Here is a 24707-nt window from a genome sequence, read left to right as displayed (position 1 = left end):
AAAGTGTCATTACAAAATCTTTGTGCTAAAAGGGAATTATTTTTCACACAATATGCAAATATAAAAGAATCTATACAAACTTTGCGTGAGTTGTGTAAAGATAATAATGAAAAGCTTGTGCTTATTGAGAGTTTTGATAAGTATATGGAGCAAAAAAGTGAAGTGTTTTTTGTTCGGTTTTTTTTTGTGGTGCTCTTAGCAAGCATACGATTTAATTTGGTGAAATGTTTATTTTGGGGAAGTGTTCTGCTTTTGGTGGCTACGCTTTTCCTTTCAGGTTCTCTTATTGTAAGCAAACTCCACATAGGCAATTACACAGCAAAAAAGCTTGTATTTACACAAGAAGCTGCAGATTCTATTGCTATGTGTCAGCCGACACAGGGTGCAAACAATACGCTTATACTTTCTAAGATAAAGGTTATTTCTTCACTTGGAGAGTATATGCTCATTGAGTGCAGTGGTATAAAGGAGCCCCAAAAAGTCCCAATGCGATTTTTGGTAGGGGAGACATTACATTCAAGTGTAGATAAAGAGTGGATTCAGTAAAAATATCAATAACTCTACTTAAAAGCCTAGACACTAAATCCACCAGAATTTTGGTGATTCCCTTTTGCCCATAAGGCAGTTATGCCATTTGGGTTGATAGGGCTTAAGCTTTTTATGAGAGATAGGTGAGTTGCGGCTTTATAGGGCTTTAGTCGCGCAACACAATGCTAGAATCTTGCGCAAAGACTGCACATAAACTTGCTAGAAGATATTCCCCTTGTGGTGTGGGCGTTTAGGATTGTGGGATTCAAGAGTCTTTGTCTCGCAAGGCTTGGATATATTCTCTATATCGTTTATCAAGCTGTGTTTTTAGCTCCTGCATAGATTCTTGGGCTTTGTGGCAGTCCATATCTGCTATGTGGGCTTGCTTCTCTAAGATCTCTATGCGTTCTAGCAGATACAAAAACGCCTGCTTGCTTACATCAGGGAGCAGGGCATTTGTCCCGCTGCTTTGGGCTAGGCATAGCTCATTGCTTGGTTTGCTTGCAAAAGTGGATTCTGGCTTTGGCGTGATAATGCGTGCTGGTATGCCTACGGCGGTGCAGCCTTGGGGCACATTTTTGATCACCACAGAGTTTGCGCCGATTTTGGCATTTGCACCGATAGTAATATCGCCCAAAACCTTTGCCCCAGCCCCTATGACGACACCATTTTCTAGCGTGGGGTGGCGTTTCTCTCGTGCTAGACTCACGCCCCCTAGACTCACGCCTTGATAGATTGTTACATCATCGCCGATGATTGCCGTCTCGCCGATCACCACGCCTATGCCGTGGTCGATAAACACACGCCGCCCAATGTACGCCGCTGGGTGTATGTCGATATTTGTCATAAACTGCGCAAATCCCATAATCATACGCGCTAGCACCCTAAAGCCACGCACATAAAGACTATGGGCGAGTCGATAATGCACAAGCGCGATCACGCCCGGATAGTTGAAAAACAGCTCGATTTTAGATTTTAGCGCGGGGTCTTTGCGCGCTGGGGTGGAGAAGTCTTCTTTGATGAGAGTAAAAAGGCTAGGGGCTTGCATAGTGTCTTAATCCTTACTGGTCTTTGGTGATGGTGCGTAAATAGCCATTTTCACTAAGCATTACATAGAGCATTCCTAGCACTTCTTTTTTATCATCATCGCTAATGCCAGAATCATCAATGCGCTGCTTCAAAATCCGCTCGATCTCCTTGGTGTCATAGTCTAAGTCATCTAGCACATCAAGGATATTTTGCGCTTCAAGCAGATTTTCTATCTCATAGCCTTTGTTGAGATCATCATCAAACACCACGCTAAATTCTGTGGGGTGGGTGAAGAGATTATGCCGCATACCTAGCACCTCTTGATACGCCCCCACTAGGAAAAATCCTAGGAAATACTCTTCTTTCATCACATCAACATCGTGCAAGTATAAGGGCTTTTTGGCATCAAAGGCGATCTCGCCATCGCTATCACAAGTAATATCCCAGAGGCTCGCACTTCTAGTGGGGCGGCGATTGAGCCTATCTAGGGGCATTACAGGGAAGCTCTGCCCAAGCCCCCAATAATCTGGCAAGCTCTGGAAAAAGCTGCAATTAAGCAAATACCGCTCTTGGACTTGCTCTTGGATTCTAATAATGTCATTGTGGTTTTTGTGCTTTAGGAGTTTTATGACTTTTTTGATGATTAAATGCACGAGAATTTCGGTGTTGGAGCGATCGGTTAGATCGATATAGCCTAGATCAAAAAGTGTCAAAAGCGACTCCATATGATCAAGACTATCGTGCAAATACTCAATGGCGTTTTTCTCACTCACGCTTTGGTAGAGATCGAGCATTTCAGCAATTAGCGGGGGGTTGTTTTCTTTCAAGCGCAGGGCTTTTTCATCATACTCTTGGCTAAAAAGCTCTAGCACAGGGGCGACTAAAACGGCGTGGTTTGCCGAGACAAAGCGACCAGATTCTATGAAAATATCCGGCTCTTTTTCTTGCTTGTTTCGCACGATTTCTTTAAGCGAGAAGACCACATCGCCGCTAAACTCGCTTAGTGTGTAGTTGCGATTATTTTCGCCCTCGTGCTGGGTGTATTCTACGGCTAGTCCGCCACCGATATTGACACAAGTAAGGTTTTTTGCCCCCATTTTACGCAGCTCTGTGTAGATATTGCCCACTTCACGGATCGCCTTTTTAAGCGGAGAAATATCGCTGATCTGGCTGCCTATGTGGAAGTGGATCATTGTAAATTGCGCTAGGAGCTTGGAGTCTTCAAGCCGCCGTATCGCTTCTAAAAGCTCGGTAGAAGTTAGCCCAAATTTGGCATTGATCCCGCCAGACTTGCCCCATACGCCTGTGCCTGTGCTATGTAGCCTAATACGCAAGCCGATATTAGGGTAGGGTGCGCCAAGCTCTTTCGCCACTTGGATAATGGATTCTAGCTCATTTAGCCCTTCAATGGTTAGGGTGATGTGATGCCCCATTTTGGCAGCGATAAAGCCTAGGGAGATCATCTCTTTATCCTTAAAGCCATTGACTGTTATGGGGGCATTGGCATTGGTATAAGCCATAGCGACAATAAGCTCAGACTTGCTGCCTGCCTCTAGCCCATAGGATAGCCCTTGCACGCAGTCCATAAGCGGCAGCACAAAGTTTGGCATTTGATTGACTTTGAGCGGGAAAACGGCTTTGAAAGAGCCTTTATAGTGGTATTCATCAATGGCAGTTTTAAAGGCATTAAACAGCTGGTTTATTTGCTTGTGGATTAGATGAGGAAAGCGCACAAGCAAGGGACCTTTGTAGCCTTTCTCGCGGATTTCTTGCACGATCTCAAGCAAGGCAGGCTTGTTTTGGTAATTGACTTTCACAAGCCCATCTTCGATGATAAAATCATCATTTGACCAATATTTGATCCCATAATCCACCATTTCACACTCCTTACTATACACACTTATTTTGGGGCTTTACGCATAGGGTGGCATTATACAATGTTTATAAACCTGCGCGGCATAATTTGCTACTTAAGCCTAGCTATCATCGTGGCTAGCTCTCCACTCTGCCCTAAGCGATAGAGGGCAAAGTCATAGCGGATAGGATCGTGCGGGCAAAATCGCCTAAGAGCTATGCTTACTTCTAGCACGGCTTTTCTATCATAGCTTTTGCGCTTTAGCAGGGAGAGAGCGCGGCTTACACGCAAGGTGTGGGTATCAAGCGGGAGGAGCAAATCACTAGGGGATACAAGATCTTGCCATAGCCCTAGATCGATATGGTCTTTACGCACTAGCCAGCGTAGAAACATAAGCCACCGCTTCAGCGGCGAGCTAGGCGATACGCCTACAAGAAAGCTAAAGCCTTGGGAAAATGTCTTGCTAGCTAAGAATCTCGCGCGGTAATCTTGAGTGAAAAAGGGCGCATAAAGTGGGCTAGCTAGAATCCTGCTTGCGTGGAGATAGATGGCTTGGTGCAAGGCGTTAATGATAGCTAGCGGCGTGGCTTTGTGGGCAAAAGTGGATTCTAGTCCGCCTTGGTCGATAATGCACGCTAGGCTTGCAAAGAGGAGCTTGACATCGTCGCTTGTTTGGAAGCGGTAGTAGGGGAAGGTCGCACGCAAAATATTTTCTAGTCTTGGCGATTCAGTCTTGGGTAGGCAATGCGATTGATTACACACATTTGGGGGATAGTCATTACCGCCTAGGTAACTCCTACCCCCAAATGTGTGTAAAGCAACCCCAGCCCCACCGCAATGCTTAGAATCGTTGTGGCTTGCGCTAGAATCCACTTTTTTATCGTCATTGCGAGACACTGCACCAGCAGTGGCGTGGCAATCCATAGTTTCAAAACTAGAATCCATTTTTGCCTGTGGTGCGGTTATACTTTGGGCTTTGTTCTCACAAATCCTAGAATCCTGTGCAGAGTCGTTTAAAATTGTCGCGGTGCTAGAATCGTTGTGGCTTGCGCTAGAATCCACTTTTTTATCGTCATTGCGAGACACTGCACCAGCAGTGGCGTGGCAATCCATAGCTTCTTTAGAAAACAAGGGATACCGCTTAGGCTGTGCCGATGTTTCTTTAGAATCCATAGTTTCAAAACTAGAATCCACTTTGGTGTTTTTTGTGCTTGTGGATTGTCGCGCTTTGTCTTGCGCCAAAGCTCGCAATGACAGAGAGGCGTTTGCCCCACAATCGTAGCTTTTTTCAAAAGTGGATTCTAGGGAGATAGCGTTTTCACACTCGGCTTGATTTTCTTCTTCTAGGATTCTAGGAGTTGCGGTGGGGACCGTGTAGCTTTGCACTTTGTGGTAAAGGTTAGCGACCTTGGTGGTCGTGCCTTTGCCACAAAGCGCAAAGCTGCCGCATTGCTCACCCAAGACCGAATCCCCACCAAGCAAGCTAAAATCTAGCTTGCGCAAAAACCCCACGATAGCCCCCACGCTCCCATACGCAAAAAGCGCGCATACAAGCGCGATAGCGGGGAGATTGGCGCGATGAGAGTTTTCATAGACGACAAGCAAGGGGTCTAGATTTTGCTCGCTAATTGCCCCTGCGCGATTATGCGCATAGTAGGCGTGATCTAGTAGCTCCTGCAGCAATGCCTTAGTATATCTAGGCATATAGCCCCTTGTATTCTGTATATAGCACTGCGCCTAGCCCATAGCACAAAGCGCACATTATGCAGCCTGTGAAGCACTCTAGAGCTGCCCACGCCCTAGGGCTTTGAAAAAAGCTAGAAAACACCCGGACCCCATATCCCACGCCAAAATACCACACAAACGACACCCCAATAAGCCCTAGGAAAAACACCCCCTTCGCGCTAGGATCTGTAAGCGTGGCACTCACGCCGCCAATAATGACAAAAGTATCGATGTAGAAGTTTGGATTAAGGAGCGTTAGGGCTAGGGTGCTTGCTATGGCGCGTTTTTGCGTGGTGGCTGCGTGGCTGGATTCTAGGGATTGTTGCAAGTTTTTGCTTGTAAGAAGTCTATATGCACCCCTAAAGGAGCCAAAGGCATAAAAGAGCAAAAACCCTATCCCACACCCCCCAAGCACAAAAAACCACACGCTGCCTTGATTGACTGCCCTGCCTATGCCAAAGACACTAAGCCCCATTACTACAATATCGCACGCCAAGCACACGCAAATCACGCTAAGGATATGGCTACGAGCAAGCCCTTGCCGTATCACAAAGGCATTTTGCGGACCTATGACTACGATAAGACTAATGCCAAGTAGCATACCTTGCACAAATACATTAGCAGCACTCATAGCACCCCTATTTGAATCTTTGATTTGAAGCTTTGATTTGGCGGATTCTAGCCTAATGCGCGTAAAAATACACTATAATCAAGGCTTTGTTAGATTTAAGCTAAAGGGCAAAAGTGCGTAGGGTGCTGGTGGTTGTGTGGGTGCTGCAAATGTGTGTGCTGCTTATGCGAGCAGACTCTAGCTCTGCAAAAGATCACACGACAAAAGATCGCACGACCACCGCTACACCATCAAGCCAGCTGTATCAAGACCTGCCAGAATCCTTGCAGAACAATCTCTTGCTTCAAGCCCCAGCAGAGCAAAACGCCCCCATAAATCCAAAGACCAAATATATCCAGCTAGCAAATAATCTCCCTATTTATATTTTGCCAGCATATTACAGCTTTAGCCCGCCATATTCTAGGAATGACATTCCCGTGGAGATGAAGTTTCAAGTGAGCTTTCGCGTGGTGTTTTTGGAGCAGCTTGTGTGCAAATATTGTAATTTTGACTTTGCTTATACACAAACACATTGGTTTCAAATCTATAATGCCAAAGATTCTAAGCCTATGCGCGATATAAACTTTAGCCCAAGTTTTATGTTTAACTACACCAAGCAGCTAGCATTTTTAGGAGGCTATATCACGACAATGCGCCTAGGCTATATCCACCTAAGCAATGGCGAGCGCAAGGATAATCTTGTCGTAGGAGAAGCAGATATTCGCAATGATGGCTTAAGCAAAGATGATCCGGGCTGGCTTCGGCGGTCTAAGTCTATTGATCGCTTTATCGCCCAGATTGATTGGCAAAGGGGGCGATTTGGGCTATCGCTTCGAGCGTGGGTGCCTGTGGGCAAGCATTTGATCAGCGATATGGGGGATAATGACAATCTCACCTCTTATATCGGCTTTGGGGATATGGCATTGTCGTATGAGTATAAAAGACATCTTTTTGAACTCTATGTGAATAATATTTTTAACAACTACTTTAGCAAGGAGTATTGGGACTGGAAGGGGCGGCTTGAGCTTGGCTATACTTATCGCTTGAGCAAGCGCGTGGGCATATATTTTCAAGTGATACACGGCTTTGGGGATAGCTTGTATGAGTTTAACTACTCTCTAACGCGTGCGGGATCTGGGCTACGGCTAAACTTCTAAGGCTAGATTCTATGATGATAAGTAAAAGCAAGGGGGCGAGTGGTAGCAGAGCAAGCAAGGAGATAGCACAAACGCGTGGCATTAGCGTTGAGATATTGTGCGAGAGTGGGCAGGAGATAGGCTTAGGGCATTTGTATCGCTGTATAAAGCTTGCTAGGATCTTGGCGCAAATCCCAGAAGTCGCTCACATAGCACTCCATAATCGCGGTGATTTTACCCCAGAGTTTGGCAGGATTGTGCCTAGCGATCTTGGTGCTAGAATCCACTTTTTTACACACGAGTGGTTTTGTGAAGATACCCTATCAAGCGTGCTTAGAGAAAAAAAGCCTAAAGAAAGCGTGCTTGCCATAGTCGATAGCTATATGGCTACTAGGGAGGTATATGCGCATATCAAGCGACAAGCAAGCGCGCTTATCTGCCTAGATGACACACTGCGCGATGTGTATCCACCACAAAGCTATATCCTAAACCCCACGCCAGAGGCTAGCACATATTTTGCGCCTAAGCCTTATCATCTTTGGTGTGGGGAGGAGTTTGCTATCGTGCCGCAATACGCGCAAATTAAGCCTCAAATATCGCACGCTTCAATCCCATTAACAAAGCATATTTTTGTGAATTTTGGCGGGGTGGATTCTGGGGATTTGACACAGGCATTTTTGCAGGGCTTGCGTGATTGCTTGGGGGCTAGAGTAGGCTCTGTGCATTTTCATATCGTGCTAGGTGGGGGCTATGCACATACACTTTGCCCATCGCTTGTAGCAGAGCTTAGTGAAGCTATCACTATCTATCGCGACCTTAGCCCAGATGCGTTTCTCTCTCTAGCACAAGCGTGTGATTGTGCCATTAGCGCAGGGGGTGGGAGTATGCTAGAGCTGCTTACCCTGCAAATCCCTAGCATTATCCTAGAATCCGCCCCCAATCAACGCGCCCAGATCGCGCACTTTGCAGATAAGGGGGCGATTATAAAAGCCCTAAGCCCTAAAGACGCGCTATATCAGCTAGCTAAGGAGTTTGGCATAGATTTTCTAAGTATCTGCTCTAATGCAAAAGTGGCTGGCGCAAAAGTGGATTCTAAGCGATTGCAAGAGCTAAAAACCGCACTAGCAGGGCTTAGACTAGGATCTGCCCTGCCGCAAGCCTTGCGACATCTAGCCCAATTACTACACACCACATCGCACGCCCCCACCAAGCCCAAATAAGTAAAAAAAACATTTACCTAATACAAAAAATAGTGTAGAATATTTATACATCACATTTGAAAGGACACGCAATGGGGACAATCACTCTTACCAACAATGAAACCAATCAAAGCTGGGATTTTGATCTCATCGAATGCACCAGAGGTCCAAAGGCGGTGAATTTTTCTAAGCTTTTTGAGACGACAGGGATTTTTGCCTATGATCCGGGCTATGGCAGCACAGCAGGCTGTGAATCCACAATTAGCTATGTCAATGGCAAAGATGGCGAGCTACTCTATAAGGGGATCCCGATCCAAGAGCTTGTTGATAAATACAAATTTACCGATATTTGTAAGCTACTCATTAGCGATGAGCTACCCAAAAATGCGCAAGAATCGCTAGATTTTGACTTAGAGCTGCGCCATAGAAGCTTTTTGCACGAGCGATTGAAGGGGATTTTTAGTATTTTCCCAGATTCTGCGCACCCTATGGCAACGCTCTCTGCGCTTGTTTCTGTGCTAGCCACACTCTACTATGATCACAAAGAAATGGACGATGAAGATGACTATCAAACAATGGCACGAAGGATCATCGCCAAAATCCCCACAATGATAGCATTCTGCTATCGCAACTCTGTGGGCGCGCCATTTATCGAGCCAGATATTAGTAAAAGCTATGTAGAAAACTTCTTATATATGCTTCGCGCTTATCCGCACGGCAGGCTTAAGCACACGCTAAAAGGCGAGCAAGAAATCACGCCCCTTGAGGTAGAAGCATTGGATAAAATCCTAAGTCTCCACGCCGATCACGGGCAAAATGCCTCCACTACAACCGTGCGCAATGTCGCTTCCACAGGCGTGCATCCTTATGCTGCCCTTGCTTCCGGGATCAACGCCCTATGGGGTCCAGCACACGGCGGGGCAAATGAAGCGGTGCTGTGCCAGCTTAATGAGATCGGCGATGTGAAAAATGTCGCACGCTTTGTTGAGAAGGCAAAAGATAAGAATGATCCATTTAGGCTTATGGGCTTTGGGCATAGGGTGTATAAAAGCTACGACCCACGCGCCAAGGCGATTAAAGCTCTTAAAAATGAGCTTGATAAAAAGGGTATAAAAATGGACCACCGCCTAAGCGATATTGCCGAAAAGCTTGAAGAAGTCGCCCTGCAAGATGACTACTTCCAAGCGCGCAATCTCTACCCTAATGTGGATTTTTACAGCGGTATTATCCTAACTGCGCTAAAGATCCCTACACAGCTCTTCACGCCGATTTTTGTGCTAGGGAGAATGCCGGGCTGGTGTGCGCAGCTTATCGAGCATTCTAAAAACACTCGCGCTAGGATCACTCGCCCAAGGCAAGTTTATCTAGGCAAATAGCCGATCTCTGCCCACCCTTTCAAGGTGGATTCTAGGGGGTAGGCGATTCAGTCTTGGGCGAGCAATTTGACGCGATTGGGGCAATTTGGGGGGTAGTCATTACCGCTTAGGTAACTCCCACCCCCAAATTGCCCCAAAGCCCGCAAGGACCCCACCGCAACTCTTAGAATCGTGCGGCAGTAAAGCAGGCTTTGTAAGCAAACCAAGCTTTTTGAAGTAAAACAGGCTTTGTGAAAACGCCTTTTCTGTCATTACGAGCCTTGTGCCAGCAAGGCGTGGCGATCCATACAAACAACACACAATCCCTAGAATCCACTTTTGGAAATAATGCTAACAAAACGCAAAGCAAGCAACGCGCAGCTTCTTTAGAAAACGAGGATCTAGGGATAAAGCATAAATTCTCTCACTTGCGAGCGAGTGAAACGAGCGTGGCAACGCGCAGCTTCTTTAGTAATCCATAAGCATTAAAAACACAATAATCGCAAAAAGTGGATTCTGGTGTGAAAGCTCCTTTTCTGTCATTGTGAGCCGATAATGGCGGCAGGGCAATCTATTTTCTATTTTTCTCACTCTCTATATCTTCCACTCCCACACTCTACTAGAATCCACTTTTGCCCAAAGTTCCCACACGCCCACAACTCCACAAACGCACCGCTAGAATCCACTTTTTGTAGGGGTTGTGCAAGGATAGTTTAGTGTAAAGTGTCATAAAATCTATGTTAGATAGGCTCACTAAGATTTATAGTTATCATATAAAGTTTTTGCATATTTATCAATTCCCTGCTATAATTGCCAAAATTTTTACAAAGGATACACAATGGCAAAGAAAATGGCATTTCAAACAGAAATTAAGCAGCTGCTAGATCTTATGATCCATTCACTCTATTCAAACAAAGAGATTTTCTTGCGCGAGCTTGTAAGCAATGCTTCTGATGCGCTTGATAAGCTTAATTATCTCACTATTAGCGATGATGGGTTTAAGCATATCGCCTTTGAGCCGCGCATTGATATTCACTTCGATGAGAAAAAGGGCGTGCTAAAAATAGTGGATTCTGGGATTGGTATGAGTGAGCAAGAGCTCATTGACAATCTAGGCACAATCGCAAAATCCGGCACAAAAAGTTTCCTAAACGCCCTAAGCGGCGATAAGAAAAAAGACTCCGCACTTATCGGGCAATTTGGCGTGGGATTTTACTCGGCATTTATGGTGGCACAAAAGGTAGTGGTAACGACCAAAAAAGCCGCGCAGGAGCAAGCATTTAGCTGGGTGAGTGATGGCAGTGGAGAGTATGAAATCACTGAATGCAAGAAAGACACGCACGGCACAGAGATCGCGCTATATTTGAAAGATGATGAGAAGCATTTTGCAAGTCGCTGGGAGATAGAATCTATCATCAAAAAATACTCCGATCACATTGGATTCCCGATTTTTCTGCACTATGAGGAGACAAAATACGCCACAGAAGAGGAGAAAAAAGAGGGCAAAAATGATGAAGTGCTGCAAAAATGCGAGCAGCTAAACACTGCCAAAGCCCTGTGGAAAATCCCCAAAAATGAGCTAAAAGAGCAGGATTATAAAGAGTTTTACAAAGGCTTTGCCCACGATAATAGCGAGCCACTAAGCTATGTGCATACAAAAGTGGAGGGCAATTTAGAATACACCACGCTCTTTTTTATCCCCTCTGTCGCGCCCTTTGATCTCTACCGCGTGGATTATCGCTCTGGCGTGAAGCTCTATGTCAAGCGCGTGTTCATCACTGATGATGACAAGGAGCTTTTGCCGCAGTATTTGCGCTTCGTGCGTGGGGTGATTGATAGTGAAGATCTCCCGCTTAATGTGAGCCGCGAGATTTTGCAGCAAAATAAGATTCTAGCCAATATTAAATCCGCTAGCACCAAGAAAATCTTAAGCGAGATAGAAAAGCTCTCCAAAGATAGCAAGAAATACAAGGGCTTTTATGAGCAGTTTGGCAGGGTGCTAAAAGAGGGGCTATATAGTGATTATGAAAACAAAGAAAAGATTCTAGAGCTTTTGCGATTTGATAGCAGCAAGGCGGAAAACCTTAGCCTAAAGGACTATAAGCAAGCAATGCCAAAGGAGCAAAAAAGTATCTACTATATCATCGGTGAGAATAAAGATCTGCTGAAAGCTTCGCCATTATTAGAGAAATACACAAAGCTTGGCTTTGATGTGCTGCTTTTAAGCGATGAGGTCGATGGCTTTGTAATGCCAAGCGTGGGAGAATACGACAAAACCCCGCTAAAAGACGCCACAAGCAAAGAGGCTTTGCAAGAGCTTGGAGAAGAAAAAATCGATGAAGAGACAAGCAAGAAATTTGCGCCTATCGTGCAGGCTTTCAAAGATGCGCTGGGCGAAGAGATCGCTAGCGTGGAGCTAAGTGCTAGCCTAAGCTCGCCTATCGCGCTTTTGGGCGAGGAGCAAAATGCGATGATGGTAAATCTTATGCGTCAAATGGGGCAGGAGCTGCCAAAGGGCAAAAAAAGCGTGCAAATCAATGTCAATCACAGCATTTTTAGCAAGCTTATAAAAGTGGATTCTAGCAAGGCGCAAGAAGTCGCGCATTTGCTCTATGATAGTGCTAGACTCCTAGAATCTGGCAGTCTTGATAGTGCCAAAGACTTTAGCCAACGCCTCTACGCACTCATTGATGAGAGCTTGAAATAGCCAAAACCTATGATAAAGCTTTGCAAGCAGATTGTCTCTAGCGCGTTTTCTAGTAGCTATAATGCCAAGATGTTTATGCTGTTTCTTGGCTATGTTGTTATGCTTGCTATCTTGCTACCTAGTGCGCTAGAGATGATTGATACCCGCTCCTTGCCTGCTAGCTCTCCGCTAGAATCCACTTTAGACCCCGCGCTAGAATCCACTTTTTTGCAGTATTTTTATCTAGTGTTTTTGCCTTTTATTGGGGCTATTACATTGTATGCGGAGAATTTCATAGGGATTTTGGTGCTATTTTTCGCGCTGATCCTTAGCGATAGGCTGAAGATTTTCCAGCATTATGTGCTGCTATTGCTACTCTATTTGCTTTGTGCCTATCCTAGCTTAGTCTCTAGCGATCTTGTGCCCGGATTTCACGCAAGTGTGCTAGAGGCTTTGGCTCTGCTTAGCAATGAAAATTACGCGATGCTTTTTGCGCTGTATGGGGGCAAAATCGTGTGGGTATTTCTTGCTTTGGCGGTGTTTGAATGGGGGTTTTATTACTTCAAGCGTTTGGAGATCCCGCGTGTGGTGTGGGAGAATCTAGGCTTTGTATTTGTGCTATATGTCGTGGTGTTTGGGATTTATAGCTATGATAGCAAGAGCTTGGTGCTGTATTGATAAGGAGAGATTATGCGTGTGTGCAAAGTGCTTTGGGTGCTGTTATTTGGGCTTATGTGCAGCGTGCTAAATGCTAGTGAAAGCTTGCTTGGTGTGAGTGCTTATACACTTGGCAAGGTGGGGCGATTTGAAGTAGAGTTTATGCAGCTTGGCGAGTATGAGATCGCTGTGCCTTATGAGATAGAAAATGCCTTTTTGCTCTTTTCTTCCTCGCAGGTAAGTGGCATTGTGGGGTGTAATAACTTCTTTGCTCCATATCAAGTGCAAGGTGGAGGCAAGGTGCTAGTCGTGGGGGCAGGGGGCTTGAGTAAAAAGATGTGTGCTAAAGCCCTAGAATCCAATCTTGAAGCTATTTTTGCGCGTAATTTTAATGGGCGATTTATCGTGCAGGGTAATGATGAGTATATAGAGCTTGTGGGGGAGAGTGGATTCCGCATACGACTTGTGCCTTCACTAAGCCTTGAGCCTTAGGGCTTTGCTTATCTCTTGTGTTTGGGCTAGCTTTGAAGCCTAGCGACAAACCCACGATCAAGCCCCGCTAAGTCTGTGTAAAACTCTGCTTCATAGCCGCTAGATTCTAGCACTTGTGCTAGGCGGTGCTTTTGATCATAGCCCATTTCGCACACAAGGTAGGGGATTTTGTGTGTGCTGCACTTAGCGATTAGACTCTCAAGTATTTCACTGCCTTTTTCGCCGCCAAAGAGCGCGCTACTAGGCTCATAGCTAAGAGATTTTGCTATGGGGTAAGATGTGGCGATATAGGGAGGGTTTGAGAATACTAGCGAGATGGAGCTAGTATCTATGCCATCAAGCAAGGAAGTATGTCTAAGCATAATGCGCTCTTGTAAGTCAAAATGCGCGATATTGCGCGCAGCGGTGTGCAAGGCTGCTTGGCTAATATCTGTGGCGATGATAGAGAGTTTTGGGAATGCACGGGCTATGGCTATGCTAAGTGCCCCAGAGCCTATGCCCACTTCGATAAGCGTTAAATGTGGGCTTTGATCGTGGCTTAGAGTCTCGCATACTTTTTGCACCAAAATCTCACTCTCTGGGCGAGGGATTAGCACACTAGGATCCACAAACACTTCAAAATCCATAAAGCTCACCCTATGCGTCAAATACTCTATCGGGCAGCCTTTGGCTCTTTGATCAATGAGAGAGAAAAACCGCTCTTGCTCCCTAGAATCTAGCTTTTGCCTATCGTGTGTGTGTAGCCATACGCGCTCTTTGCCTAGCACAAAGCCTAGCAAGATTTCAGCCTCTAGCCTTGCTCGTGGTGCGGGGGCTTGGCAGATTTCTTGGTGGTTTGTTTCTTGGTGGGGGGCTTCTTGAGAAGTGGCTAGATGGGCTTGGCGCAAGCAAGCAAGCGCGTGTTGTAGGGCTGTGTTTATATCCATCGCGCTAGGTCAATGTGCTTGCGGTATATCAAGGGCTTTTAGCCGATCTAAAAGCGGCGGATGTGTATAGTGGAAAAACACATAAGCAGGGTGGGAGTGGGGGAAAGTTTTGTTCTCATTGACAAGGCGGATTAGGGCTTCTTTTAGGCAGTGTGCGCTAGTGAGTGAGACACTATAAGCATCTGCGCGGTATTCTGCCTTGCGGCTAAAATAGCCGATAAGCGGCATTAGCCAAAAGGACACAATAGGCGCGATCAGCAGTAAAATCGTCAGTGAAGTGGCGTGGTTGTTTTGCAGTCTCAATGTATCAAACAGCCCCGCAGGCAAATGCCCAGCGACAAAAAACAGCCCAAAGAGCAGCACGCTAGAGAGCAGCAAATTGACTATTATGTCTTTGTGCTTAAAATGCCCAAGCTCGTGGGCTAAGATCGCAAGCAAGCCCTCAGAGCTTACCTTTTCTAATAGTGTGTCAAATAGCACGACTCTTTTCGCACTCCCCAATCCACCAAAATACGCATTAAGCCTGCCATCTCGCCTACTTGCATCCATCACAAAAATCCCATTTGCCTTAAAGCCAGCTTTACTCATAAGCTCTTGGATTTTGTCTTGGAGGTTTTGGTTATTAAGCGGTGTGAAGGTATTAAAAATAGGTGCAATAAGCGTGGGATATAGGGCATTGATCACTACCATAAGCAAAAATACCACGCCAAATCCCGCTAGCCACCAATACGCATAATCCATCACAATAAGCAAAAGCCATAGCACTAAGAATCCAAACACTGCTATAAGCGCGAAGCTCTTTAGTGTATCGATGAAAAAGATCTGCCAAGTTACATTCGAGAATCCATAGAGTTTATCTAGTCGCAGCTGCTTATACGCGCTAAGAGGAAGCTGCAAGAGAGCGTTAATCAGCACAAATCCTAGCACAAAGATGATGAAGCCAAAGGCTGCTTCTTCTGCCAAAAAGTCTTGCCACGCCGCAAGTCCAAAGCTCACCCACGCGATAAAAATCAGTGCTTCAAAAATATGGCTAATTATGGATAGGCGCAAGTTTGCCAAAGAGTAGCTAGCAGAGACTACATAGTCTTTGGGCTGGAGTATTACGGCTTGTCGCTTGGCAAAGGCTTTGATATGGTAGATTTGCAGTATATCAATCACAATGCTAGGAATGGTCAAAAAAAGCACATAACAAAGGCAAAACATCATCATACTTCATATCCTTACAAACATATAGGCTACGCATTTAGTAACCTTGCTATGCTAAATATTGTAAAACAAAAATATAAATCTAAAAATAATAACTTTGTAAGGGGTTTTTGTATAGGATTGTAAGCATAATCATAGGTGATACAAGCGCAGATGCGCAATGTTGTGTAATGTTGCGCAATGTAATGTAAGGATTAAATTGTAAGGATTCAATAATGGCACATACAAAATACATATTTGTTACAGGAGGGGTGTTAAGCTCACTGGGGAAAGGGATTTCATCATCATCGCTAGCGACCTTGCTAAAGCAAAGTGGCTATAAGGTCAATATCCTAAAAATCGATCCATATATCAATATCGATCCGGGCACGATGAGTCCGCTAGAGCACGGAGAAGTGTTTGTAACAGCCGATGGCGCAGAGACGGATTTAGACATAGGGCATTATGAGCGATTTTTAAACACAAGCCTTAGCAAAGGCAATAATTTCACCACAGGGCAGGTCTATCTCTCTGTCATAGAGAATGAGCGCAAGGGCAATTATCTAGGCAAAACGATCCAAGTAGTCCCGCATATTGTCGATGAGATAAAAAGCCGCATAAAGGCTGTGGGCAAGGGCTATGACTTCTTAGTCATCGAGCTAGGAGGCACGGTGGGAGATATTGAGGGGCTGCCATTTTTGGAGGCTATGCGCCAGCTCAAACACGAGCTGCCCAATACGCAAGTCTTAAGTATCCATGTAACACTTATCCCGCTCATTAGAGCAGCAGGTGAGCTAAAGACAAAGCCCACCCAGCACTCTGTGCAAGAGCTACGCCGCATAGGGATCACACCGCAAATCATCATCGCTAGGGCTGAAAAGCCTCTAAGCAAAGAGCTTAAGAAAAAGCTTGCGATGAGCTGCGATGTGGCTGATGATAGCGTGATTGAAGCCCTTGATGCTAAAAGTATCTATCAATGCCCGCTTAATTTCTTAAAAGAGGGGATTTTAACCCCTGTATCTAGGCATTTCGCGCTTGAGCCTATCGCGCCAGATATGAATGAATGGGATATGCTGGTAAAAAAGATCATCTCGCCAAAAGATGAGATTACAATCGCCTTTGTAGGGAAATATCTCCACCTAAAAGAATCCTACAAATCTCTAACCGAAGCCCTAATCCACGCAGGGGCAAACATCGACACACGCGTGCATATTAAGTGGATTGATAGCCAAGCCCTAGAGCATACACAAGGCGAGGAGCTAAGTGATGTTGATGGGATTTTGATCCCCGGGGGCTTTGGCAGCCGTGGCATAGAGGGCAAGATTTTGGCGATCCGCTATGCTAGGGAGCATAAAGTGCCATTTTTAGGGATATGCTTGGGAATGCAGCTAAGTATTATAGAGTTTGCCCGTAATGTGCTAGGCATAGAAAAAGCGGATTCTAGTGAGTTTGCCCCTGATACTTCCTACCCATTTATTTACTTGATAGAAGACTTCATCGATCAATGCGGCAACTCCCAGATCCGCACGATCAAGTCCCCTATGGGCGGGACTATGCGGCTTGGTGAGTATGAGTGCGTGCTACGCCCTAAAAGCCATATCGCCACTGCTTACAATCACGCCAAAATCATCAAAGAACGCCACCGCCACCGCTATGAAGCAAACCCCGCCTACCGAGCCTTGCTAGAAAAAAATGGTATGACTATCAGCGGTGAGTCAAAGAGCGGGCTTATTGAAGCTATCGAGCTAGAGAAGCACCCCTTTTTCATCGGCGTGCAGTTTCACCCAGAATTTACCTCGCGCTTGCAAGCCCCAAATCCTATCATCTTAGCCTTTGTGAAAAAGGCATTAGAATCCAAATCTAACCCAAAGAGCTAAGATGTCTCATCGCCCGCTTAGTAAAGAGGACATCTACACCCTTTTACACGATCGCACCAAGAAGTGGGACTTCCCCACGCTATCAACCCTCCCTCACCCATATCAGCTCAAATCCTGCGAGCAGGCATGTAAATTTCTAGCACAAAAAATGCGCGAGAATCCAGAGTGCAAGATCTTAGTGGTGGGGGATTATGATGTTGATGGGGTGATTGCTAGTGTGGTTATGATGAAGTTTTTTGCCTTGCTTGGCTATCAGCACATTAGCTATGTGATCCCAAGCCGCTTTAGCGATGGCTATGGTGTGTCAAAGGCGATTATTGAAGCTAATCCAAGCGATGTAGTCATCACCGTGGATAATGGCATAACCGCCTATGAAGCCGCAGAGTATTGTAAGCAGCAAGGCATCGCGCTTATCATCACAGATCATCATATCCCCAAAGATACGCTGCCTAATGCGGATTTCATTATAAATCCCCAGCAAAAGGACTGCACCTTTGCGCAAAAAGAAATTTGCGGTGCGCTTGTGGCGTGGTATTTTTGCGCGGGGCTAAAGATCGCCCTAGGGGCTAGTGTGGCAATCACGCCGCTTTTAGAGCTTGTGATGCTAGCAACCATTGCTGATATGATGCCGCTTACTCAAATCAACAAATGCATCGTGCTTTATGGGCTAAAGCAGCTGCCTAGCTCGCAAATCCCAGCCCTGCAAAAGCTGCAATCCCGCCTAAAGACGCGCTATATCACTGCTACGGATATTTCCTTTTCACTCACACCTTTACTCAATGCTGCTGGGCGTATGGAAGAAGGGCGCATTGCTAGTGAGTTTTTGCTGCTAGATTCTAGTAGCTTAGAGGCAAATATGCACGCAAGCCAAGAGTCTAATGCCCCTATTAGCACGCAGCTTGCTAGGGCGTTGGATTCTGGGCTAGAGTCGTTGCTGCGGCTCAATCAAAAGCGCAAAGACACGGCAAAATCCGTGCTAGAATCCGCCATAGCCACTGCCATTGTGTATGATAATGCCGTGATTGCAAAGGGAGAGGATTGGCACGAGGGGGTGCTAGGCATTGTCGCTGCGCAAATGGCAAACCACTACAAAAAGCCAGCTATCGTGCTAGCACGCACTAAGGAGCTAGGGCTAGAATCTATGCTAAAGGGCAGTGCGAGATCCTATGGCGAGGCGGATTTGATGAGTGTGCTGCTTGGGGCTAGGGAGATTCTAGGGGAATTTGGCGGGCATAGCAAGGCGGCTGGGCTTAGTGTGGAGTGTGAGCGATTTGATAGATTATGTGCGTATTTGGAGGGCTTGTGCGAGCTACCACAATGCCAAAGCACGCAAGAGGGGCTTGAGATTTTGCCTATTGATGTTAAAGATATTGACACAGAGCTATTTGCGCTTTTGCAGAGATTTGAGCCTTATGGGCAGGGCAATCCAAAGCCTATCTTGCAAGCTAGGCTACAAATCCGCCAGATAAGCCCCATAAAGCAGCATAAAAAGCTGCGGTTTTTTGGCACGGATCTTTGGGGGATTTGCTTTTTTTGCGAGCAGGAGCTTAGGGTCAAAGAGTGGATTCTAGCGAGCTTTAGTATGCAGATGGATGCGTATAGGGGGGTGCCGATGATGGTGTTGCAAGAAGTGGAGAAGCTGTGAGAAAGTGTAAGGATTCGGCTTTGCTTGGCGGGGATTCAGCTTTGGGTGAGCAATGCGGCAGTGTTGCGGATTTTGTGAAAGGCACGAACGCCAAGTTCGCTAACCTTCCCCAAAATCCGCAAAGCTCCCACAGCCCCACCGCAATTCCTAGAATCCTTGAAGAAAAATGGGCTGGATATGCAAACGCCACACAAGTCCTAGAATCCCAAAGCGGCTTTACAAAACAAGTTGAAATCCTAGAATCCACTTTTGAAAGCAATACCGCAAAACAAGCGAAGCGGTGCAAGGCGAAGCCGCAGCAGGTTTCTTTAGTAATTCCTAGAATCCTTGAAGAATACAATCAGGGCGATTTTGAAAAATCCGCCCCCTCGTCATTGCGAGCGAGCTTTGCTCGCGTGGCAATCCACAAAAACAACGCCAAAATCCTAGAATCCACTTTTGAAAATTACAAACACAAAACACAAAGCATAGCTTCTTTAGAAAAAGTGGATTCTAGGATTGAAGCCTTTTTATTGTCATTGCGAGCCGACTTGTCGGCGTGGCAATCCATACAAAAATATATCAACCCCCTAGAATCCACTTTTGAAAAATCGCAAAAAGTGGATTGCCACGCAATCGCTGCTGTGCTTGCTTGTAATGACAGAGTGGGGGGAGTGGATTGCCACGCGGATTTTCAATCCGCTCGCAATGACGGAGCAATAGCCGCAAGTCAAAAAGTGGATTCTAGGGAAAATGCAAAAAGTTTAAACGAGCCGCAAAATACAAAAGCCCAAAGCGTGTTTGATAGCGAGGCGGCAGGATTGTGCGGCAAAAATAGAGGGACTGAAAGTGTGTTTGATAGCGAGCCACAGGCGGCAGGATTTTTGATGAAAAAGTGGGGTTGTGCAGCCTTTTGTGCGGAGATAAGCCTAGTTGGCTTTTCCACAAACAAAAGGCAAACTCCCCGCTTTTTCGCAAAACAAGCAAAGCGGTGCAAGCCGAAGCCAAAGCAAGTTTCTTTAGTAAAAAGCCAACGCCTGCACTACAAAAAGGCAATTTAATGCTAACCCATCAAGACTCTCATCTAGCCCAAGCCCTTGATCTAGATGAGTTTCTCACGCGTTTTCATACCTATCTAGCTCGCCCCAAGCTGCTTTATCTGCAAGGTGATATGCAGCTCTATCACACGATGTTGCGCGAGATGGATTCTATGCAGCTCCCCTCTTTGCCAGCTCTTGCGGACTTCTCTCACGCATTTTTACTCCTGCAAAAGCGTGGCACGCTAAGCTTGCAAGATATTTGGGGCTTTGCTAGGGAGCTAGAGTTTTTTGCCACTTTGCAAGAGACTTTGCACCCTTACCCAGAGTCTCAATTCCACGCTTTTGTGGCAAAGATCCTTATCCCAGCGCATTTGCTTCAGGCGTTTTGTATCTTTGATGAAAAAGGCGAGATACAAGCAGGGCGATTTGCTCATATTGATAACTTGCGCGCACAGCTCTCCAGCACGCAAGGCTCCATCCAGCAAGCTCTTAATGCCCTGCTAGCAAAAGAGAGTCTAGCCCCCTATCTTGTGGATAAGCAAATCCACTTCATCTATGATGCGCAAACTCTCTTGCTAAAGGCGGGCTACACGCGCGTGCTTAAGGGCTCTGTGCTTGATCGCACGCAAGGAGGGTTTTTCTATGTGCTGCCAAGTGAGATTGCTAGGCTCTATGATAAGCTCCAAGAGCTGCGCGATGTGTATGCTCTAGAGGTGCGCAAGCTTTGTGAGAGTCTTAGCGAGATTGCGCGTGGGGAGCTTAGGTTTTTGCGGTTTTTGGATAGGCAGTTTGATGTGGTGGATTTGTTGTGTGGGAGGGTGGGGTTTGCTAAAGATCTAGGGCTAGAGTTTGTTTTTGATGGGCGCGTTGGCTTTTTGGCTAAAAATGGCGATTGCGGCGGCGATTCTGCGCTCATTACCACGCAAGGTAAATCCCTTGAATCGCCTTGCAAAGCCCCATTTTTAGCGCAAAAATCCTGCCGCGAGCAACTTCAAGCAAAATCCGCCCAATCCCTAGAATCCCAAAATGGCTTTACAGAAACAACGCCACCCCTAGAATCCACTTTTCCCCAAAATCCGCAAAGCTCCCACAGCCCCACCGCAATTCCTAGAATCCTAGAAAAAGAAAAAGGGGCTGAGTGTGAAAAATCCTGCCGCGAGCAGACGGAGCTAGAATCCACTTTTGAAAAAGTGGATTCTAGGGGTGGCGATCTGTCATTGCGAGACACTGCGGAAGCAGTGGCGTGGCAATCCACAAAAGAATCCACGCAAGTGGATTCTAGGAATGCTTTTTTTGCTAGCGCAAAAACTATGGATTGCCACGCAAGCACTATCGCGCTTGCTCGCAATGACGATAAAAACGGCGTTAGTAAAAAAGTGGATTCTAGGGAAAATGCTGAAAGTTTAAACACGCCGCAAAATGAAAAAGTAGAAAATGTGTTTGATAGCGACTCGCAGGCGGAAGGATTTTCTAAAGAAACTTCGTTGTGTGATGATTTTCTAAAGAAACCTGCTTGCGTGCCCCCGCCTTGCACCGCTGTCGCTGGTTTTGTGGGTTGCGCGTGGCGAGGAGAGGGCGAAGGGATTTACCTAGCGGAGAGCCAAGCCCTCGCCGCAGACTCCCGCAAAACAAGCGAAGCGAAGTTTCTTCAGAAAAGCGCGCAAAACAAGCGAAGCGAAGTTTCTTTAGAAAAGCCAACGCCAAAACCAAACAAAGCCAAATCCTCTAATAAAACCATAATCCTTCATAGCTTCTGCCACCCTATTTTGAAAAATCCCAAACCCTTAACCCTAACCTTTGACAAAGGCTTGCTGCTGCTTACAGGCGTCAATGCCGGGGGCAAGACAATGCTGCTAAAATCACTCCTAAGTGCAGCCTTTTTGGCAAAGCTTTTGCTGCCTATGAAAATCAACGCCCACAAAAGCCATATCCCCCACTACAAGCATATCTATGCCATTATCTCAAATCCTCAAAGCTCTAGAGATGATATAAGCACCTTTGCAGGTAGGGTGCTAGAGCTTAGCCGGCAGCTAGATAAAGATGATATGCTTTTAGGCATTGATGAAATCGAGCTAGGCACAGATGCCGACGAGGCTGCTAGCTTGTATAAGGTGCTTTTAGAGCTTTTGCTTGATAGGCACGCCAAGCTTGTAGTAACCACCCACCACAAACGCCTAGCCTCTCTTATGGCAAAAGATCCTAGGATCCAGCTAGCAGCCGCGATGTTTGATGTGGAGAAATCTTGCGCTAGCTATACATTTTTGCACGGCAGTATTGGTAAAAGCTATGCCTTTGAAATCGCGCAAAAATTTGGCATACCAAAGCATATTATCGCGCGAGCCAAAGAGCATTATGGCAGTGATAAAGAGCGGCTAAACGCCCTTATAGAGCAAAGCAGCAGCCTTAGCCTAGAGCTAGAGTCCAAAGCCCAAGAGCTACAAAAGCGTATCCAAAAGGCTCGCAATGCCAAAGAGGCTTATAGTGAGAAAATCGATGAGCTAGAGCGGGCATACAAAGCAAGGGAAAGGGAGCTAGAATCCACTTTTAACAAAGCCTTGCAAGCCCTAAAAGCACAGGCAAACACGCAAGAAGATCTGCATAGAAACTTCAACCGCGCACACGAGATTGTGCGCCACAAGCCCAAGTCTCCGCCTAGTCCAAAGCCTGTGCATAAGGAGTTTGCCACAGGGGATCTGGCACGCTATGGAGAGTGCAATGCGCGTATCCTCCGCAGTGAAAAGCGGCATTGTCTTATCGAGCTAGAATCTGGTATGCGCCTAAAGGTAGAAAAAAGCCAGCTTAAGAGCCCAAACAAAGCTAGCTTACAAGCACACAATGCGACAAAAACGACTCTATCTTATACCCCAAAAGCAAGTGTGAAGCTAGACTTACACGGCTTGCGAGCAGAAGAAGCCTTGCAAAAGCTTGGGGATTTTATCAGCGATAGCCTAATCGCGGGCTTTGATGAGGTGCTGATTTTCCACGGCATTGGCACAGGGGTGCTCTCAGCGGTGGTAAAAGACTTTTTGCAAAATCACCCTAAAGTCGTGTCCTTTAGCGATGCACCGCCAAATATGGGCGGCTATGGCGCGAAGCTGGTGCGGCTATGATGAGATTGCTTGTGTGCTGTGTGCTTGGCGTATCAGTCGCGCTAGGTGTGAGCATAGATTGTGCTAGAAAGAGTGCGGATCCTGCGTGCAAGCATAGGGCATTTAGCTTTGTGGGGGCTAGGGATTTTGTGCGGTTTTTTACCCCAGCTCCTACGCCTATTGCCATAGATTCTAGGGCGAAGGAGCTAGAATCTAGCTTGGGCGTTTTCCCCCTAGTTGCCAATCCATTTGCGCCATTTATCCACGATAAAAGCCCAGAGTCCTTGGCATTTGCCCCAAGCGCAATACTTCGCATAAGTGCCAAAGCCTTTGAAAAAGAGCTAGCATCAAGGAAGAGATTATTACAAGCACAAGCCGTGCTATTTCAAGCGATGAGAGATGATCGGGCAAAGCGCGATGATAAGGAGATCTATCTCACTCTAGCAATGCTAGAGTATCGCCTAAATGGATTCTACCATTTGCGCACTTTGGCGGCATATATCCGTGCATATTTGCTCGCAGGCGGGAGCAAGGAGCGTGTGCCTAAGCCCCTTGTGCCTTTCCTAGATTCTAGGGCAGAAGTAGCCCTGCCTAGTTTTAAGCGCGTTGTGTCATCATTGCTGCTAGAGCATTCTACAAATGCCCCAGCAGCTAGTGCGCATTGGTTTGTTTCTAGCTATGGGCAGAGCCAAGAGGCTTTTGTGCGTATTTTTACACAAGGGGCGCGATCTTGTGTGGGGATTATCACTAAGGATTCTAAAGGGGTTGCTACAACGCAGGGTGTTGCCTGCTTGCCGTATTTTGTCGATGAGCTATTGCTGCTGCCTTTTGATGAAAGGCTCTATATCATCGGGGGCGATAGAATCTATCTTGTCCCAAGTCCGCTATTTACGCACCCTGCGCCTACTTATGCCATTATGCACTATCAGGAGAAAAATCGCCCAAATCTTTGCCCCTATAGCGCACAGCTGCGTGATGATGGCAAGGAAGAGCATTTAGCAAGCGATCTTGCTCGTGCGGGCTATGGGGTGGATTCTAGTAAAAAGGCTTTGAGCAAATGGCAAGAGGACTTTGCTTTGGGCGATGAGACAATGCGTGTGGAGTATCTAGGGTATATTGATGTGTTTAATGATGGCTCTAGTGTGCCTGTGGCTCGCACGCATACAAGCATTGTCCCACATCTGCCCTTGTATGAGGCATTTACCCTTGATCCTACAAGCTTGCAAGCAGATATTGTCTTAAGCCATCCTAGTATGGCGATCAATGGGCGGATTGCTTCGCTATTTTTTATCCGCTATGAGGGTGAGATTGTCGGCTGTGTGCGCGATGAGCGACATAGAGAAGAAAGGCTTTTTAGATTCTATAAAGATAGTCCGCCTAAGCTTATTAAGCATAATCACCTAGAAAGCTCACTACACTCCATAGAAGAGATAGCCCCCCTGCCTAGCACACCACAATCTGCTTGCTATTTTGAGAGATCTAAGCACAGCTCAAATCCACGATACAAAGATAGCCGATATGGGCTTTTGGCACTTGGAGAGCAAATTATCTCACAAGGGCGTTTGTGTGATGAGACATTGCAAAAGGCACTTGTAGCCTGCAAGAATCTTGCCGCAGAAAATGACGCGCTAGAATGTCGGCTTGATCGCATAAATAAGGCGATAGAAAATGTGCTATAATCTAGGGCAGATGCA

General features: G+C 46.2%; 19 protein-coding genes. 13 read left to right on the top strand and 6 right to left on the bottom strand.

Going from position 1 to position 24707, the window contains the following annotated elements:
* The first annotated feature begins 3 nt into the window (after window positions 1-3).
* Window positions 4-546 carry a hypothetical protein gene (locus NYG90_RS03770; protein WP_285264720.1) on the top strand — a complete coding sequence of 181 codons (543 nt, stop codon included), beginning with the start codon at window positions 4-6 and terminating at the stop codon, window positions 544-546.
* Window positions 547-793: 247 nt separating this feature from the next.
* Here the strand turns inward: NYG90_RS03770 and cysE are convergent, their stop codons facing one another.
* The 4 genes from cysE to NYG90_RS03750 all read right to left on the bottom strand — a co-directional run bounded on the left by cysE (window position 794) and on the right by NYG90_RS03750 (window position 5768).
* Window positions 794-1576 carry a serine O-acetyltransferase gene (gene cysE, locus NYG90_RS03765; RefSeq protein ID WP_285264719.1) on the bottom strand — a complete coding sequence of 261 codons (783 nt, stop codon included), beginning with the start codon at window positions 1574-1576 and terminating at the stop codon, window positions 794-796.
* Between the two features lie 13 nt (window positions 1577-1589).
* A complete protein-coding gene (gene speA, locus NYG90_RS03760) occupies window positions 1590-3434 on the bottom strand; it encodes an arginine decarboxylase (protein WP_285256969.1) in 1845 nt (614 codons plus the stop codon).
* Window positions 3435-3523: 89 nt separating this feature from the next.
* The gene (locus NYG90_RS03755; RefSeq protein WP_285264718.1) at window positions 3524-5116 is read right to left on the bottom strand and encodes a TIGR02757 family protein; all 1593 of its coding nucleotides are present in this window, start codon (window positions 5114-5116) and stop codon (window positions 3524-3526) included.
* Complete coding sequence (locus tag NYG90_RS03750; protein ID WP_285256966.1) at window positions 5109-5768, bottom strand: LysE/ArgO family amino acid transporter; 660 nt, start codon at window positions 5766-5768, stop codon at window positions 5109-5111. Before NYG90_RS03750 ends, NYG90_RS03755 begins: the two co-directional genes overlap by 8 nt.
* Before the next feature lie 113 nt (window positions 5769-5881).
* On the opposite strand from NYG90_RS03750, the gene NYG90_RS03745 reads away from it, so the two are divergent.
* The 7 genes from NYG90_RS03745 (at window position 5882) to NYG90_RS03715 (ending at window position 13272) form a co-directional block, all read left to right on the top strand.
* Window positions 5882-6904 carry a phospholipase A gene (locus NYG90_RS03745; protein ID WP_285256965.1) on the top strand — a complete coding sequence of 341 codons (1023 nt, stop codon included), beginning with the start codon at window positions 5882-5884 and terminating at the stop codon, window positions 6902-6904.
* 11 nt (window positions 6905-6915) lie between these two features.
* Window positions 6916-8103, top strand: coding sequence for a hypothetical protein (locus tag NYG90_RS03740; protein WP_285256964.1), 1188 nt, complete (start codon window positions 6916-6918; stop codon window positions 8101-8103).
* 71 nt (window positions 8104-8174) lie between these two features.
* Entirely contained in the window at window positions 8175-9458 is a 1284-nt protein-coding gene (locus NYG90_RS03735; protein ID WP_115012110.1) for a citrate synthase, read from the top strand.
* Between the two features lie 230 nt (window positions 9459-9688).
* The gene (locus NYG90_RS03730; protein WP_285256962.1) at window positions 9689-9919 is read left to right on the top strand and encodes a hypothetical protein; all 231 of its coding nucleotides are present in this window, start codon (window positions 9689-9691) and stop codon (window positions 9917-9919) included.
* Between the two features lie 356 nt (window positions 9920-10275).
* Window positions 10276-12144 carry a molecular chaperone HtpG gene (gene htpG, locus NYG90_RS03725; RefSeq protein ID WP_285256961.1) on the top strand — a complete coding sequence of 623 codons (1869 nt, stop codon included), beginning with the start codon at window positions 10276-10278 and terminating at the stop codon, window positions 12142-12144.
* A 9-nt stretch (window positions 12145-12153) separates the two neighbouring features.
* Entirely contained in the window at window positions 12154-12801 is a 648-nt protein-coding gene (locus NYG90_RS03720) for a hypothetical protein (RefSeq protein ID WP_285256960.1), read from the top strand.
* Window positions 12802-12813: 12 nt separating this feature from the next.
* Complete coding sequence (locus tag NYG90_RS03715) at window positions 12814-13272, top strand: META domain-containing protein (RefSeq protein WP_115012106.1); 459 nt, start codon at window positions 12814-12816, stop codon at window positions 13270-13272.
* 26 nt (window positions 13273-13298) lie between these two features.
* Here NYG90_RS03715 and prmC read toward each other — a convergent pair whose 3' ends face one another.
* Together prmC and NYG90_RS03705 are read right to left on the bottom strand one after the other, a co-directional pair.
* Window positions 13299-14198: a peptide chain release factor N(5)-glutamine methyltransferase gene (prmC, locus tag NYG90_RS03710; protein WP_285256959.1), complete on the bottom strand. Its 900-nt coding sequence runs from the start codon at window positions 14196-14198 to the stop codon at window positions 13299-13301.
* A 9-nt stretch (window positions 14199-14207) separates the two neighbouring features.
* Window positions 14208-15407 (bottom strand): M48 family metallopeptidase, encoded by a 1200-nt coding sequence (locus NYG90_RS03705; RefSeq protein WP_285256958.1) that lies wholly within the window; start codon window positions 15405-15407, stop codon window positions 14208-14210.
* A gap of 212 nt (window positions 15408-15619) precedes the next feature.
* Here NYG90_RS03705 and pyrG point away from each other — a divergent pair, with 212 nt between their 5' ends.
* Genes pyrG through NYG90_RS03680 form a run of 5 tightly spaced genes read left to right on the top strand, consistent with a single transcriptional unit; the run spans window position 15620 to window position 24692 of the window.
* Complete coding sequence (gene pyrG / locus NYG90_RS03700) at window positions 15620-17260, top strand: glutamine hydrolyzing CTP synthase (protein WP_285264717.1); 1641 nt, start codon at window positions 15620-15622, stop codon at window positions 17258-17260.
* Between the two features lies 1 nt (window position 17261).
* Window positions 17262-18905: a single-stranded-DNA-specific exonuclease RecJ gene (recJ, locus tag NYG90_RS03695; RefSeq protein WP_285264716.1), complete on the top strand. Its 1644-nt coding sequence runs from the start codon at window positions 17262-17264 to the stop codon at window positions 18903-18905.
* A complete protein-coding gene (locus NYG90_RS03690) occupies window positions 18902-19945 on the top strand; it encodes a hypothetical protein (RefSeq protein ID WP_285264715.1) in 1044 nt (347 codons plus the stop codon). The genes recJ and NYG90_RS03690 overlap by 4 nt, the downstream gene beginning before the upstream one ends.
* Window positions 19945-23034 (top strand): Smr/MutS family protein, encoded by a 3090-nt coding sequence (locus NYG90_RS03685; protein WP_285256954.1) that lies wholly within the window; start codon window positions 19945-19947, stop codon window positions 23032-23034. Before NYG90_RS03690 ends, NYG90_RS03685 begins: the two co-directional genes overlap by 1 nt.
* Window positions 23031-24692, top strand: a complete 1662-nt coding sequence (locus NYG90_RS03680; RefSeq protein WP_285256953.1) for a hypothetical protein — start codon at window positions 23031-23033, stop codon at window positions 24690-24692. Before NYG90_RS03685 ends, NYG90_RS03680 begins: the two co-directional genes overlap by 4 nt.
* The last annotated feature ends 15 nt before the right edge of the window (window positions 24693-24707 follow it).

This window comes from Helicobacter zhangjianzhongii, assembly GCF_030249855.1.
Classification (GTDB): Bacteria; Campylobacterota; Campylobacteria; order Campylobacterales; family Helicobacteraceae; genus Helicobacter_B; species Helicobacter_B zhangjianzhongii.
The sequence above is the reverse complement of the archived record's forward strand: the minus strand, read 5'-3'. Positions and strand labels throughout refer to the sequence as shown.